The sequence below is a fragment of the Bacteroidota bacterium genome, assembly GCA_026391695.1.
Lineage (GTDB): Bacteria > Bacteroidota > Bacteroidia > Bacteroidales > JAGONC01 > JAPLDP01.
On the sequence record JAPLDP010000023.1, the window covers coordinates 1 to 15,064 of the forward strand.

11 protein-coding genes and 2 tRNA genes are annotated in these 15,064 nt (G+C 40.3%); 7 read left to right on the forward strand and 6 right to left on the reverse strand.

Annotation, left to right across the window (positions count from 1 at the left end; translation table 11 throughout):
* The first annotated feature begins 304 nt into the window (after window positions 1-304).
* Entirely contained in the window at window positions 305-1,624 is a 1,320-nt protein-coding gene (locus tag NT175_01990) for a T9SS type A sorting domain-containing protein (protein ID MCX6233483.1), read from the forward strand.
* Between the two features lie 15 nt (window positions 1,625-1,639).
* Here the strand turns inward: NT175_01990 and NT175_01995 are convergent, their stop codons facing one another.
* A complete protein-coding gene (locus NT175_01995) occupies window positions 1,640-2,377 on the reverse strand; it encodes a tRNA 2-thiocytidine biosynthesis TtcA family protein (GenBank protein MCX6233484.1) in 738 nt (245 codons plus the stop codon).
* Between the two features lie 324 nt (window positions 2,378-2,701).
* On the opposite strand from NT175_01995, the gene NT175_02000 reads away from it, so the two are divergent.
* Both NT175_02000 and NT175_02005 read left to right on the forward strand, forming a co-directional pair.
* Complete coding sequence (locus NT175_02000) at window positions 2,702-3,601, forward strand: hypothetical protein (protein ID MCX6233485.1); 900 nt, start codon at window positions 2,702-2,704, stop codon at window positions 3,599-3,601.
* A gap of 5 nt (window positions 3,602-3,606) precedes the next feature.
* Window positions 3,607-6,051, forward strand: coding sequence for a DUF5916 domain-containing protein (locus NT175_02005; protein MCX6233486.1), 2,445 nt, complete (start codon window positions 3,607-3,609; stop codon window positions 6,049-6,051).
* 161 nt (window positions 6,052-6,212) lie between these two features.
* Here NT175_02005 and NT175_02010 read toward each other — a convergent pair whose 3' ends face one another.
* Both NT175_02010 and NT175_02015 read right to left on the reverse strand, forming a co-directional pair.
* A complete protein-coding gene (locus NT175_02010) occupies window positions 6,213-7,691 on the reverse strand; it encodes a T9SS type A sorting domain-containing protein (protein ID MCX6233487.1) in 1,479 nt (492 codons plus the stop codon).
* A 425-nt stretch (window positions 7,692-8,116) separates the two neighbouring features.
* Entirely contained in the window at window positions 8,117-8,890 is a 774-nt protein-coding gene (locus NT175_02015; protein ID MCX6233488.1) for a DNA/RNA non-specific endonuclease, read from the reverse strand.
* A gap of 399 nt (window positions 8,891-9,289) precedes the next feature.
* Here NT175_02015 and NT175_02020 point away from each other — a divergent pair, with 399 nt between their 5' ends.
* A complete protein-coding gene (locus NT175_02020) occupies window positions 9,290-9,691 on the forward strand; it encodes a tetratricopeptide repeat protein (protein MCX6233489.1) in 402 nt (133 codons plus the stop codon).
* Window positions 9,692-9,927: 236 nt separating this feature from the next.
* Window positions 9,928-10,476: a hypothetical protein gene (locus tag NT175_02025; protein ID MCX6233490.1), complete on the forward strand. Its 549-nt coding sequence runs from the start codon at window positions 9,928-9,930 to the stop codon at window positions 10,474-10,476.
* Between the two features lie 78 nt (window positions 10,477-10,554).
* Here NT175_02025 and NT175_02030 read toward each other — a convergent pair.
* Together NT175_02030 and NT175_02035 are read right to left on the reverse strand one after the other, a co-directional pair.
* A tRNA-Leu gene (locus tag NT175_02030) sits at window positions 10,555-10,638 on the reverse strand.
* A 235-nt stretch (window positions 10,639-10,873) separates the two neighbouring features.
* Window positions 10,874-10,949 (reverse strand) — tRNA-Gly (locus NT175_02035).
* 263 nt (window positions 10,950-11,212) lie between these two features.
* Between NT175_02035 and NT175_02040 the strand changes: the two genes are divergently transcribed.
* The gene (locus NT175_02040; protein MCX6233491.1) at window positions 11,213-11,587 is read left to right on the forward strand and encodes a four helix bundle protein; all 375 of its coding nucleotides are present in this window, start codon (window positions 11,213-11,215) and stop codon (window positions 11,585-11,587) included.
* 147 nt (window positions 11,588-11,734) lie between these two features.
* On the opposite strand, the gene mutS is transcribed toward NT175_02040, so the two are convergent.
* The gene (gene mutS / locus NT175_02045) at window positions 11,735-14,383 is read right to left on the reverse strand and encodes a DNA mismatch repair protein MutS (GenBank protein ID MCX6233492.1); all 2,649 of its coding nucleotides are present in this window, start codon (window positions 14,381-14,383) and stop codon (window positions 11,735-11,737) included.
* A 126-nt stretch (window positions 14,384-14,509) separates the two neighbouring features.
* On the opposite strand from mutS, the gene NT175_02050 reads away from it, so the two are divergent.
* Complete coding sequence (locus tag NT175_02050) at window positions 14,510-15,058, forward strand: RNA methyltransferase (protein ID MCX6233493.1); 549 nt, start codon at window positions 14,510-14,512, stop codon at window positions 15,056-15,058.
* Window positions 15,059-15,064 lie beyond the last annotated feature (6 nt).

Consider the following 15,064-nt stretch of genomic DNA (forward strand, 5'->3'; position numbering starts at 1 on the left):
CCAACGCAACATGTCCTGAAAAGGACTTTAAGAACACAGACATGAGTTAATGCCAATCATTCGTTTGGCTAAGCTCGCAGGAGAAACTCGCATACCAAAGGCGTTATAACTTGGAAAGGATTTATAGGAGAAATTTACCAAGAAGGTCATATAAAAATTCAGAAAAATTTCCTAATTACCTGTCATGGAGCTCCATTATCAGGGTCATCACAATAATGCGTACCTGGGGTTAGAATTCGTGATTTGAATTACCCTTATAGAAAAATGATTAACTTTATGACCTATCGAATAAAATCATACCTGTATGCGAATCCTTTCAGTATCAATTATCTTACTCTTCAAATTAATTGTTACTGATGCTCAGACCAATGACTGGGAAATGTCGCCCGTGAATAATCGCACCTATAGTCCCATTGAGAAATTACCCGATACAACCCAGGCCTATAAATGGAATACATTATCTAACATCTGGGATAATAAGTATCTCGATCTGTATTATTACGATGATGAGTGGAAAGAGATAAAATGGATCAGAAAAATATGGGATGACTCTAAATCTATTTGGACGAACTATTTTCAGGTTCTTCTGACCTACGAGGGTGATATACTTGTATTGGAAATGACTCAGGACTGGGACGAACTGAACGAAGATTGGATCAACCAAACTCTGGACAATTACATTTATGATATCCATAGTTACCGCACCGAATGGATACTTCAGACATGGGAGGGCATGGTCGAGGCATGGGTTAATTCCATAAAACAAACCTATTCTTATGATACTTCAGGTCAGATAACCAGCATCACCGGCGAAGTGTGGGATCCGTTCATGTATGTGTGGTCGCCATCTGATCTGACACAGTACACTTATGATATCCAGAACTATGACACGGAAATCCTTTACATGATATGGGATCCATCGTCTTCAAACTGGATAAACAGTAATCTCAAGACGAACACCTATGACAGTGTAGGTAATCAGACAAGCATCCTGAGCCAGAACTGGAATCAGGTGGCTCTGCAATGGATCAACGATAGAATAAACGGTTTCACCTATGATACAGCAGGGAATCAAATTGAGGCTCTTACACGGATTTGGGATGATTCCCATTTAGAATGGGATAACAGCACCTTACGCCATTTTTTTTATAATGATATAAACCAGGTCATAAATTGGCTTGGTGAAACCTGGGATAATAATAATGGACTTTGGATCAATGAATTTCAGGGTTTTTATATGTACGATAATGATGGGTACCGAACTGACAATACAACCCAAAAATGGGATCTGAATCAGGAATCCTGGTATAATAACTCGCGTTTCAGATATACTTACAAAATAAACTCTTTTGGGGTAAGTGAATTGCATCCCGAAGCCTGCAACTGCTATCTTGAAAATTCTATTCATCAGAACCCAGTTTTTCAATGCACCGGACTGACGCCTGCCGAATGTCACACCTTGTATTTATATGATCTGAAAGGAATCCTGATCTTCCAGACCTCTTTCACAGGCAGTGAAAAGATTAAAATCAACACAACTCTTCAAACCGGTATCTATCTGCTGGCCATTAAAAAAGGTGACAAAACACTACTTAAAACCAAATCATTAATCATCAATCATTAATCATTTAGCCCCTTGTCATTTCTCCGGTAAATAATCCTTTTCTATCCGTGACATTGATCTATAGAGATTGATTTTGGCCAATTTGTTCATCTTTTCGAACTCTTCAATGATATGGCGAATCTGAGCACGGCGGGTCAGTTCAGAATAGGGACAGGGCTTTTCCTGTAACCGGTATCCTCTGATCTTTGCATAATGCCTCATCTCTTTATCCGTAACCAATGCCATAGGCCGGATAATCTCAATATTACCCTTGAACAAATGTAGTTTTGGAGGCATGGTCGAAATGGCTCCATGGAAGATCATGTTCAGCAATAATGTTTCAATGATATCGTCGAGGTGATGTCCCAAAGCCACTTTGTTACACGTTAACTCTTTAGCCAGATAAAATAGTTCTTTGCGCCGTGTCCAGGAGCAAATAAAACAAGGTTGTTTCTTTGGATTTATTTCCAAATCAATGCTGGTTTCTTGTGAAAAGAAGGGTATATCGAGTTCCTGACATAAATCCGAAATGTATTCCAAATCGGTTTCATACGGAATCCCTTGAATTCTGATATGTACAGCGAATAAATCAAAATGTACAGGCAGAAATTTCCGCCGGAAAGAGAGGATATCCAAAAGAGCCAATGAATCCTTTCCACCCGATACGCCCACCAGTATCCTGTCATTCTCAGTGATCAGGCCGTACGTCAATATATCCTTACCAGCCTTTTGTCTGACCTTTTCAAGAAACCGTTTGTCATTGATTTCCGACATAATATAAAAGATATTGCATCTTAAATGGCCACTATTAAAAAAAGATCAAATATAACGCAATAATCAGTACCTGGGTATTTTGAGTGTATCAACCACACCAGGCACATCAGAACATAATAGAATTTGGATGTTATTTTAAATTAGAACTTATTAATCTGTCCTATTGTGACTATTGTGGTTAAAGAATAAAAAAAGTACGCATCTTTGCGATGAATCTCAAAAAATCTATACGCTTGGATTTGTTTTATAACAGTTAAAATCACTTAATTTTGCTTACGTTCATCTCCATCAAATTGTATCCTTTAGGTAGATATCTAATTATCTATGAAACTTGCCACTTTACAAACACTTCTCTTCGATCTGATCAAATCCATCATCAGCTTTTTAAAAGTTGCATTACTTTCAAAATTTTTCACCGATATCAAAAAGGTGCAACGGCCACACGACTGTTGTGTGATATTAGGAAATGGGCATTCCCTGAATGATAGTATTACCGGAAACAAGAAATTTCTACAGGATAAGGATTTGTTCTGTGTAAAATCATTTCCCCTCACCAAATATTATCTGGAACTGAAGCCGGTTTATTATATTAATTCTGCTCCTGAGAGCTACATGGAAAATGTCCCTGAGCAGATCAGGCAAAATAATCAATTCTTATATGATACAATAGGCCAGCAAACTACATGGAAAATGACTTTTTTTATTCCTCACCATGCAAAAAAATCTTCTTATTGGAAAAATGAAATTTCAAAAAACAAGAATATCACTGTTGTTTATTTCAATACTACTCCCGTGGATGGTTTACGAAAGGCCAACCACCTGTTTTACCGGATGAATCTCGGTATGCCACGACCCCATAACGTCCTGATTCCAACCATACTGCTTGCATTGAACATAGGCTACAAGGAAATTTACCTCCTTGGCGCTGACCACTCCTGGCTACCCGAAATTAGTGTTGATGAAAATAACCGCGTGTTGGTCAATCAGAAACACTTTTATGATGAAGAGATTTCAGAACCTAAACCCATGCACAAATTGGGAAAAGGAGAACGACGACTCCATGAAGTGTTAATTAAATTTATTTATACTTTCCGGGGCTATTTTAATCTTAAATATTATGCCGAAACTCTGAGTGTAAGGATATTTAATGCCACGCCAGGTTCATATATTGATGCCTTTGACCGGATAATTATTCCTCCCGACAGTAAAGAGAAAGGATTTTGAAAAATATGCGGGGATTTGTCATCATTCTGGTTTTGCTTCTCGTCACATCTATAGGCTTTTATGGCACAGCACAGGACACGACAAAGAAAGTTTATGCCATAAGGGTATCAGAACCTCCTGTGATCGATGGAGTTCTGGATGATCCGGTATGGGTGGAGGTGCCTGCTGCCACCGGTTTCCTGCAAACAGAACCCTACTTTGGCCAACCCGCCTCACAGCTTTCCGAAGTCCGTTTCGTCTATGATAATATGGCCCTGTATGTCGGAGCAAAACTTTATGATACCGCCCCCGACAGTATATTAAAAGAGATGAGCGTGAGGGATGAGATCAATAATTCCGACTGGTTCGGTATACGCATCGATCCCTTTAATGACGCTTTGGTATCGTATGGCTTTGCTGTCACACCATCTGGAGTGCAATTGGATGTGAAGAATTTAGGTGAGGAAGATGACGAAAGCTGGGATGCGGTTTGGATGAGTGCAGTGAAGATCACCGCCGAGGGGTGGTTTGTAGAATTGAAGATACCCTATTCCGCACTGCGTTTTCCAAAAAATAGTGATGACAAGCCCTGGGGGGTGAATATCTTTCGAAACATCCGGCGTTACAGGGAGACATCATCCTGGAATCCCGTCGACAAAAAAGTTGCCGGAATTAATACCCAGGCAGGTGAACTTTATGGCATTAACGACATAGACCCTCCTGTCAGGCTGGCCATGATACCTTATGTTTCAGGATACCTGACCAGGGATCCCCAACATGCAGGATGGGGATACTCCTATAAAGGAGGAATGGATATAAAATATGGCATCAATGATAGTTATACACTTGATATGATCTTGATACCTGATTTTGGTCAGGTCGAATCCGACGAACTTGTATACAACCTCACGCCATTTGAGGTTTATTACGGGGAAAAACGTCCTTTCTTTATGGAAGGCACTGAACTGTTTGATAAAGGGGATGTCTTTTATTCACGGCGCATCGGTGACAAGCCCTCCGGCAATGATAATGTTGCGGATAGCTTGGAAATAAATGAGAAGGTGGTCACCAAACCCGAAGAAACACAACTCATTAATGCCACCAAGATAACCGGTAAGAACAGGAAAGGATTTGCCACCGGATTCTTTAATGCCATGACGGCAAATACTTATGCAAAGGTGATGGACACCCTGTCGGGTAATGTCAGAAAAATCCTTACCGAACCATTTACAAACTATAATATGGTTATCGCTGAACAATCATTGAAAAATAATTCGTATGTCAGTCTTTTTAATACCAATGTCTATAAACCCCATGATAAGTTCTCGGTAAATGTGACCGGCACTGACTTCCGTATTATCAACAAAAATAATACGTATGGTATAGGTGGTGAATTCATTGTAAGTCAGAAATATAGCAAAACTCAAAAGCCTGAAATGGGATACAGCTATAAAATAGAGGCTGGTAAAATCAGCGGGAATTTCACATTCAATCTGAGCCATGAACTCATCACCAACACGTACGATCCAAATGATATGGGTTTTCTACCCAAAAATAATTTCATTAATAATGAGATCAGGATCAGTTATAATATATACGATCCCTTCTGGCGGATGATGGAATGGCAAAATTCCTTCACTATCAATTACACCTCGCTATATACTCCGGGGAAATACGCAGATTTCGGAATGGAATTGCAATCAATTTCCACTTTCAGGAATTACCTGTTTGTGATGCTGAATGCCTATTATCGCCCCATCGATGAGCATGACTATTATGAACCCCGCGTTGATGGATGGTACTATGCAATTCCTCCGGTTTATTCTTTTACGATTTTTCTTTCGCCGGATTACAGGAAACGGTTTATCACCGATGTGAGGGCTTCATATTATGTAGCTACAGAAGACCATGAGAGAGGTTATTCGGCCTCACTTGAACCCCGCCTCCGCTTTAATGACAAGTTTTTCGTGACCATGGAGATAGCAATTGCAAAAGATAATAATAATAAAGGCTATGTAACCGACAGTATTTCTGCAACCGGTAATGAGGTCATTATTTTCGGGCGAAGGGATATTACAACGATTACCAATGCCATTTCGGCACGATATATATTCACCAGCACATCCTCGTTGCTGTTTCGCTTAAGGCATTACTGGATTTGGGGAGAATATGACAGGTACTATGACCTGCAAAAGGATGGGCATCTCTTAATAAATGATTTTACCGTGGATGAAGATTTTGCTTTTAATGCCTTCACCATCGACATGTCGTATATATGGCAATTTGCGCCCGGAAGTGAATTGTCGGTGGTCTGGAAAAATGCCATAAATACAAGTGAGAGTGCAGAAATCACTCATGCTTATTTCGAGAATCTAAGCAACACTCTGTCATCGCCTGCTACAAACAGCTTTTCAGTTAAAATCCTGTATTATATTGATTATCAGAATATAAGAAAAAAGAATAGAAGATGAGGCTGTCTCAAAAGTCCTCCGTGTTCCTCTCTGAATTCCTCTGTGTTCCTCTGTGGTTAATCTAATTAATTTTAACACAGAGGTTCACAAAGAAGACACAAAGTAGCACAAAGTCAGAAAACAATTTTCAATCCTTTTGATACGGCCTCATTTTGTATCATTTAGTTCTTAATCCACTTCATCCATTTCTGTGAGGTTCCTAGTCTCAGATTCAGCAGGTAGGTTCCTTTAACAAACTGGGATCCATCAATAAGAATATCATTATTCCCTTCAACAACATCTCTTTCGATGGTCAGGAGTGTCCGTCCGGTCAGGTCCATAACCGAAATGGTGCATATTCCTGACAGCGATGAAATAAATGTGAGGTGAACATGGTCAATTCCCGGATTTGGGTAAAGATTTACCTGGCCGATAATCTGGTCGTTCCTGTTATATATACCAGTCAGATTGCCACCAACAGTATCTCCGGCCGTGGTAAATACCGATGATACAATGTAGCCGGTCCAATTCCAGCAACCCATTCCACACTTTGTATTCAGCTCCCAAAGATACGTTGTACCGGGTTGAAGCTCTTCCACAAAAGCCGAATTAGTAAAGGTCAACTGATAAGTATAATTGGTATCGCCTTCAGGGGCATATCTCACCCACGTCATCATGCCACCTCCTGACCATATAAGCTCGGCAGAATTCTCAGTAATATTCGAAGCCAGCAGATCATAAGGAATACATTCCTGCGATGTGGTATCGGGCAGGGTGACAAATGTCGCGCTGGCATTGTATCCCGTCCACTCGCCATCGCAGAAGAGGTTCACTGACCATTCATATTCGGTTTCTGCAGCAAGTGCATGTAAAAATGCATGCTGATTATGTGCAAACTTATACAGATAATTCGTATCACCTACAGGGCTGTATCTGACCCATGCAACACCTTCGGTTCCTTCCCAGGAAAGAACAGCTGAGTGGGCTGTGATGTCGGAAGCAGCCAGGTTAGTTGGTTCACAACTTACGGTATCGATGAGGGTCATGAATGTTGAACTGGTATTGTATCCTGACCACTCCCCATCGCAGAAAACATTCAACGCCCATTCATATTCAGTATTGGATATCAACTGATGTAAAAATTTGTGTTGATTGTGTGCAAACTTATACACATAATTCGTATCACCTACAGGGCTGTATCTGACCCATGCAATACCTTCGGTTCCTTCCCAGGAAAGAACAGCTGAGTGGGCTGTGATGTCGGAAGCAGCCAGGTTAGTTGGTTCACAACTTACGGTATCGATGAGGGTCATGAATGTTGAACTGGTATTGTATCCTGTCCACTCCCCATCGCAGAAAACATTCAACGCCCATTCATATTCAGTATTGGATATCAACTGATGCAAAAATTTGTATTGATTGTGTGCAAACTTATATTGATAATTAGTATCACCTATCGGGCTGTATCTGACCCATACAGGACATTCTGTTCCTTCCCATGAAAGAACTGCCGAATGCGCTGTGATCTCAGAAGCTGTCAGATTTTGCGGCACACATGGGTTCTGGGCACTGACTTTAAAAGCACCGACTGCCATCCATATGATGAATGCGCAAAGGATTATCTTTACTGTACTTGCGGAAAAAGTGTGAAGATTTTTCATAATAAAGAAATTTAAGTCGAGATTGACCTATTAGATAAAAACAGACGAAGAACGTTTAATCCACCGAAAAAAAATTTACTACTACACACAGTACCAGTATGAACGGTTAAAATACCAGAATGTCTTCATCCTTGCGACAAATGTAGCATTTAATAGTCTACATGTTTGGTCTGAAGAAAAATTTTGAATCAAACTTCAACCGTTCCTAATAACGGGAAGCGTACAGGGCTATTTGCATTTGTGCGGAAATAGATTATTTCATCGCAGCCACAGAAACATAAAAATTCGTCCAAAATACATAGACCCAGTATGGCAGGAAGACCAGAAAAACCAACAAACGAAAAGAATATACAAGGGGAATATAATTGAGTGATAAGTTGGAATTGTGGCTCCCTGTTATCTTGACCATTACTTTGGCTTTTAGATTATGGAGTCCTTGGTTCAAATGCCCATTTGTCTATCTCAATATGGCTTTCCAGGCCTATTTCAATACTATTCGGTAAGTCTGGGAAAAAATCAATTCCAGTTAATTGTTCCACAGAATCAATTGATACAGCATATTCACTTAATAGCATTGTTCCTTTTTCGTTTGGTAACATAAAGGCAATTGCTTTAATGTCAGGTTCTTTATAATCAAGGATTATTTTATAGAAGTATCCTGGGACAGTTACTTCATTTATACCAATTTTCCCAATTATCGAATCTAAGATTCCCGCTGTCACAATACATAATTCTTCATTTTCTACAGCCCATTGTCTTACTTGTCCTTCAAGTAATTTCCAGATTCCTCCGTTAAATGATGGTAATTGGGGAGATATATTACTCATGTAATAACTTTCTAACAGAGCAATCTGTGAAAAATTCATATCGGCTGCAGGGGCAAGATGTCCTCTATCATATCCGGAATATGTATAATCGTTTGGGGATGCTGAGCCAGTTAGCACTAAGGGATCGCTTTTAAAATCATCATTAATTGATAAACTTCCTTGAACCATATCTTTCGTCAATTTATATGCAACCCATTCAGCCTGTTCATCCATTTCTGAATAGGAAAGTGTAAAATGAGTATGTTTAATAATTTGATTAGTTGTTGATGTTGGTAAACAATCACAATTAGTCGAGATGGGATCAGGAACAGGTTCATCACATTCACATCCAATGATGATTATTGTTAAACAAAGCGTAAAAATATTTTTCATTTAATTAAAATGATATTTCACTACCGAAAGTAAAGTTGTATATTTTTAATACTTTTAAGTTTTTATTCAAAAATATGAGCAGATAATATTCGCCGGACATATATCAAAACTTACTTAATAATCTAATATTTACATTAATGTTCAAGATACCCCAATATACGAATAATTTACATTTATTAGACTTCTTATTTGAATTATATTTGTCTGGACTCATGATTTTCCCGGCAAACTTTTCAATAATATCGATGATTGTCTGACTTGGTATTCCGTATATTTCCGCGATAGCCTGCGGGGTATTCCATGCCCTAAGGTACATTTAATTTCTTGCGAATAGTAAACGATTTACTGAGGGGTAGTCAAACCAAAATAACAGATGATAAACCATTAAATCAATCAAAAATGAAAACTACAATTATTTTAATTTTTAGCTTTTTGATTATTTCAATAAGTTGCAACCAACCAGAAAATGATTATTTTAAAAGGGCACTCGCTAAAGAGAAATTAAGAGACTGGAGCGGAGCTATTGCTGACTACAGCAAGGCTATTGAGATTAATCCACAGAACGCAGAGGCTTATTATAATAGAGGAGTCGATAAGGGAATTATAGATGACAACAGAGGAGCCATAGAAGATTTTAGCAAGGCAATCGAGATTAAGCCAAATTACGCAGAGGCTTATTATTTCAGAGGTGCCAGTAAAATATTTTTAGATGATAAAGATGGCGGATGTATAGACTTTAGAAAAGCTAAAGAATTAGGAGATAAAAGAGCTTCTGATGCCATAAGCGGATTTTGCCAATAATGCGAACTTCTATAAAACTTGCATTACAGAAGTAAAAAATATGAAAGAATTAATATCCGATAAAGTAGTAAATGAGCTAATGGAGGAGATTAAGGGAGGGACTGGTAGTTTAGGCTTGTAAATATTCAACCAAAAGTGGACTACTTTAGGAGTAAATTTAAGGCTTGTCCAGATTATGCAGAAGACATACAATTAATTTACCTTTATATGAACTTTTTATGGTTAATTATTCATGAATGGAAAATTCTATTTATTATACATTTAGCACAATTGCACAAGTCTTAGCCGGAATATTGGCATTATTAGGGGCATTTGCAATTTTTAAAATACCATTATTTAGAAACAGACTATCTGGTTTAGCCCAAAATTTTTATGATGAAACCGATAATCTAATAAAGACTCGAGTCTCTTTCCCTGCTTCAAAAATTGGCGACTTGAAAAAAAACATGATTTCCAGAAATTATTTTCAACTACTTAGAAGTATGGAAGAATCTTTAAAAGTTTATAAAGAGAGTCCAGATGTAAAAGAGAAGGATATTCAAAAATTTAATAACTATTATCAGGAATATAAGATGCTATATATTTCTGAAAAAGCATTAATGAGTAAAACCCGGATAGTATTAATCTATACGGTTACCATTATTTTAGGTTCAATTTTCATTATTCCATTTGCTAATGTTATTAGCAGAGGTATCTTTATATTATTATTATCATTATTCTTTATCTTATTAGCAATAAACTTTTACTTGATTCTACAGTTAATTTTACAGTTAATCAAAGATTGAAGCATACATTTTGTATCCTATTTGTATCTTACAAATATAAAACCCACTTAATAACAAACAATTAAGTGGGTTTTTCTGTACCCGGAGCGGGACTTGAACCCGCACGGCCGCCATGGCCAAAGGATTTTAAGTCCTTCGTGTCTACCATTCCACCACCCGGGCTACATGGGTGTGGGTGTGGGTGTGTGGTGTGGGTGTGGACGGTATTTTAATACCGAAATCGAACATCGACAATCGACAATCGACAATCATTATTGGTTCACAACAACAAAAATAGTAAGAATTCTAAAAAATAGCATCCGATATCCCATATTTCTTTGTCGATTCCAAGTCTAAAATATTTCAGTAAAAAAAATCGGCATCCATTTTCCGGATACCGAATCGATGATTTCTCTTCTGGAGCGGAAGACGAGACTCGAACTCGCGACCCTAACCTTGGCAAGGTTATGCTCTACCAACTGAGCTACTTCCGCAATTTTGGAATGCAAATTTAGTATTTTTTCGACTTTATGAAAGAAATTTTTATTTTTTTCGAATCTGGATCAAGTCTGCAGTCGGCAGTCGGCAGTCGCCAGTCGCCAGTCGCCAATCGGCAGTCGGCAGTCGGCAGTCGCCAGTCACCAGTCGACTAAGGACTGCTGACTTTTTACTCGCTTGTAAATATTATTATAGATTTTGAGTAAGAAAAGGGTAACAATTAGATAAAACAAGGATAAATAAACAAAGCAAGGTACAAATGAAAACGGGGTTCAAAGAGTTAATTGTCTACAAGAAAGCTTTTGCTCTTGCTATGGATATTTATCGGTTGAGTTCTTCATTTCCAAATGAAGAAAAATATTCACTTTGCGATCAGATACGACGATCCACAAGATCGATCTGTTCTAATATTGGTGAAGCTTATCGAAAACGGCAATATATACCATATTTTATCAGTAAAATCTCAGATGCAGATATAGAAAACACTGAGACCCAGATTTGGTTAGATTTTGCCCTTGCATGTAAATTTATATCAGTCATTGAATATAATGCACTGATTGAAAGGTCCCATGAAATAGGCAGGATGCTAAATTATATGATCCAGCATCCTGAAAAATATCAGATCAAATCATAAGAGTCGGGCTTAAGAAGTCGACAGTCGATTGATGACTGGTGTTTAAAAACTGCCGACTGCTGACTGGCGACTGCCGATTGGTGACTGCTGACTGGCGACTGCCGACTGCCGACTGGTGACTGCCGACTGCCAACTGCCGACTACCGACTATTTCCCCAGCATCTTCTTGATCTCATTCAGCTTCATCAATGCCTCAACAGGTGTAAGGGTGTTAATATTGGTACTCAGGATGTCATCCCTTATCCGCTCCAGCAACGGATCATTCAATTGTATAAAACTTAGTTGATAACCTCCTCCCTCCGCTTGCTCACTGCCAACTGCCAACTGCCGACTGCCGACCGCCGACTGCCTCCCAATCTCCTCCCCGCTATGCGTCTTTTCCAGGATATGCAACATCTCTCCAGCCCTTTCCAGCACAGTATGGGGCATGCCGGCCATCCTGGCAACATGAATGCCAAAGCTGTGCTCACTGCCACCCGGCTGCAGCTTGCGTATGAAAATGACCTGGTTGTTGATCTCTTTGACAGAAATATGGTAGTTCTGTATCCTCTTAAATGAGGCAGCCATCTCATTTAGCTCATGGTAGTGCGTGGCGAAAAGGATTTTGGGCCGGAAAAGCGGATGTTCATGAAGATACTCCGCTATGGCCCAGGCTATCGATATCCCGTCATATGTGCTGGTGCCGCGGCCAATCTCATCGAGAAGAATAAGGCTGCGGTTGGAAACATTATTGAGAATACTGGCTGTCTCATTCATCTCGACCATGAATGTCGATTCACCGGATGATATATTATCGGATGCACCAACACGGGTAAAAATCTTATCAACGATACCGATTTTGGCAGAGCTGGCCGGGACAAAAGCCCCCATCTGGGCCATGAGTACGATCAGCGCTGTTTGACGTAACAAAGCCGACTTTCCCGACATATTCGGCCCGGTGATGATGATGATCTGCTGCTGCTCTGTGTCGAGGTAAACATCGTTGGGGATATATCTTTCACCTAAGGGCAACTGCTGCTCAATGACCGGATGCCGGCCGTCTTTAATATCAATGACGTTGGTATCATTGATTTCCGGTCTGACATAATTATATCTCTGGGCAGATACGGCAAAAGAGAGCAGGCAATCAAGGCGGGCAATAAGTTTGGCATTAAGCTGCACAGGTTCAATATACTCCGACAAGCCAAATATCAACTCATCATAAAGTTTCACCTCCAGTGCCAGTATTTTTTCTTCTGCGCCAAGGATCTTTTCTTCATACTCCCTCAGTTCCTCTGTGATGTACCTTTCTGAATTGACCAGTGTTTGCTTTCGTATCCATTCCTGTGGCACCTTCTCCTTGTGGGCATTTGTGACTTCCAGGTAGTAGCCAAAGACATTGTTGAAGCCTATCTTTAAAGAAGATATGCCTGTCCGTTCAATCTCGCGCTGTTGTATCCTTATCAGGTAGTCCTTACCTTCATAAGCCAGTTTCCTGAGCTCATCCAACTCAGGTGAGATCCCGTCCCTGATAACCTGACCCTTGGTGACTAATGCCGGAGGGTCGGGATTGACCTCCTTTTCAATACGGTCAATCATCAGAAAACAGGGATTCAACTGCTCACCAATCCTTTGCAGTGCATCCTCCTTTGCACCGGCACATGCCTGTTTTATCGGGGCTATGGCTTTCAGTGCCCTTTTTAGCTGAATGACTTCCCTGGGGCTGATACGTGCCATGGCCACTTTGGATATCAAACGCTCCAGGTCGCTGATCACTTTGATATTCTGTCGCAGGACATCCCCAAATTCCGGAGTCCCGATAATGTATTCCACAATATCATGGCGTTCTCCTATAGGTTGTTTCTCTTTAAGAGGAAGAACAATCCATTTTTTCAGCATCCGCGATCCCATAGGTGATATGGTCTGGTCAATGACCTGAATAAGCGTTGTGGCGTTTTCATTTGGAGAACTCAGTAGCTCGAGATTTCTTACAGTGAATTTATCGAGCCACACATACTTATCTTCTTCTATTCGCGATATTTTGCAGATATGCTGCACCTTATCGTGCTGTGTTTCGGCAAGGTAATGCATTGCAGCGCCGGCAGCGATAATGCCATATTCCAGGTCATCCACGCCAAACCCTTTCAGCGACGTGGTGCCGAAATGTTTCAGCAGTATATCCTGGGCAAAATCAATGGTGAACACCCAGTCATCGAAGGTATTAATATAGTACCTGTCACCAAAATGCTCAGCAAATTCCACCTGCCTGTTTTTCTGGACAAGGACTTCACTGGGTTTAAAAGTCTGGAGGAGGATATCAATGTAGTCAACAGCCCCCTGTGCGATATAAAATTCACCTGTTGACACATCCAGGAATGATATCCCTGTAATTTTTGGTCCCTGGTGAATCCCTGCCAGGAAATTGTTCTCTTTTGTTTCCAGAATCCGGTCGTTGTATGAAACACCGGGGGTGACCAGTTCCGTAATACCACGCCTGACGAGCTTTTTTGTCAGTTTAGGATCTTCGAGTTGGTCGCAGATGGCGACTCTGAGACCTGCTTTAACCAGTTTAGGCAAGTAGGTATCCAGTGCATGATAAGGGAAACCTGCCAGTTCGATAAAAGTAGCCGAGCCATTGGCACGCCGCGTGAGGACAATGCCAAGGATGTTCGACGTACGGATGGCATCCTCACCAAATGTTTCATAAAAGTCCCCTACCCTGAAAAGCAGAAGAGCATCAGGGTATTTGGCTTTGATGGCATTATACTGGCGCATCAATGGCGTGACGGATGTATCGTGGCTTTCCTTTTCCAACATGCTCCCGATGTGTGTTAAACCGCTCAAATTTAATTATAATAATGTCTGGTGATAAAGTCGTTTTTTCAATAATTAATAACAGAGCAATTTTATCTATTTTTGCCCTTTCAGATGTAAATCAGATACATGAAAAAACTCCAAAATATTGATCTGAACAGATTGTCGGTGGATGATTTCAAAAAAGCACCCAAGATACCCATCATCATTGTCCTCGATAACATCCGGAGCATGTATAATGTGGGCTCCATATTCCGGACAGCCGATGCATTCAGGATTGAGTGCATCCATTTATGCGGCATCACCGCCACACCACCCAACAAAGAAATCAATAAAACCGCGCTGGGCGCCACTGATTCAGTCGACTGGACCTATTTCGCCACAGCAGTCGATTCGGTTGCCGCCCTCAAATCCAGAGGCTATGCGATCTATGCCATAGAGCAAACCGATGAAAGCATCGCACTGAGGGAGTTTCAACCCGACTCCGGTAAACCCCTGGCAATTATTTTTGGGAATGAGATAACCGGCGTGCAGGACAATGTCCTATCTTTAGCCCATGGATGCATCGAGATTCCGCAATTTGGCACTAAACATTCTCTCAATATCGCCGTCAGCGCCGGCATTGTCTTATGGGACCTCGTTGCAAAACATGGCATGACTGCTCAACATCACTTGTAATTAATT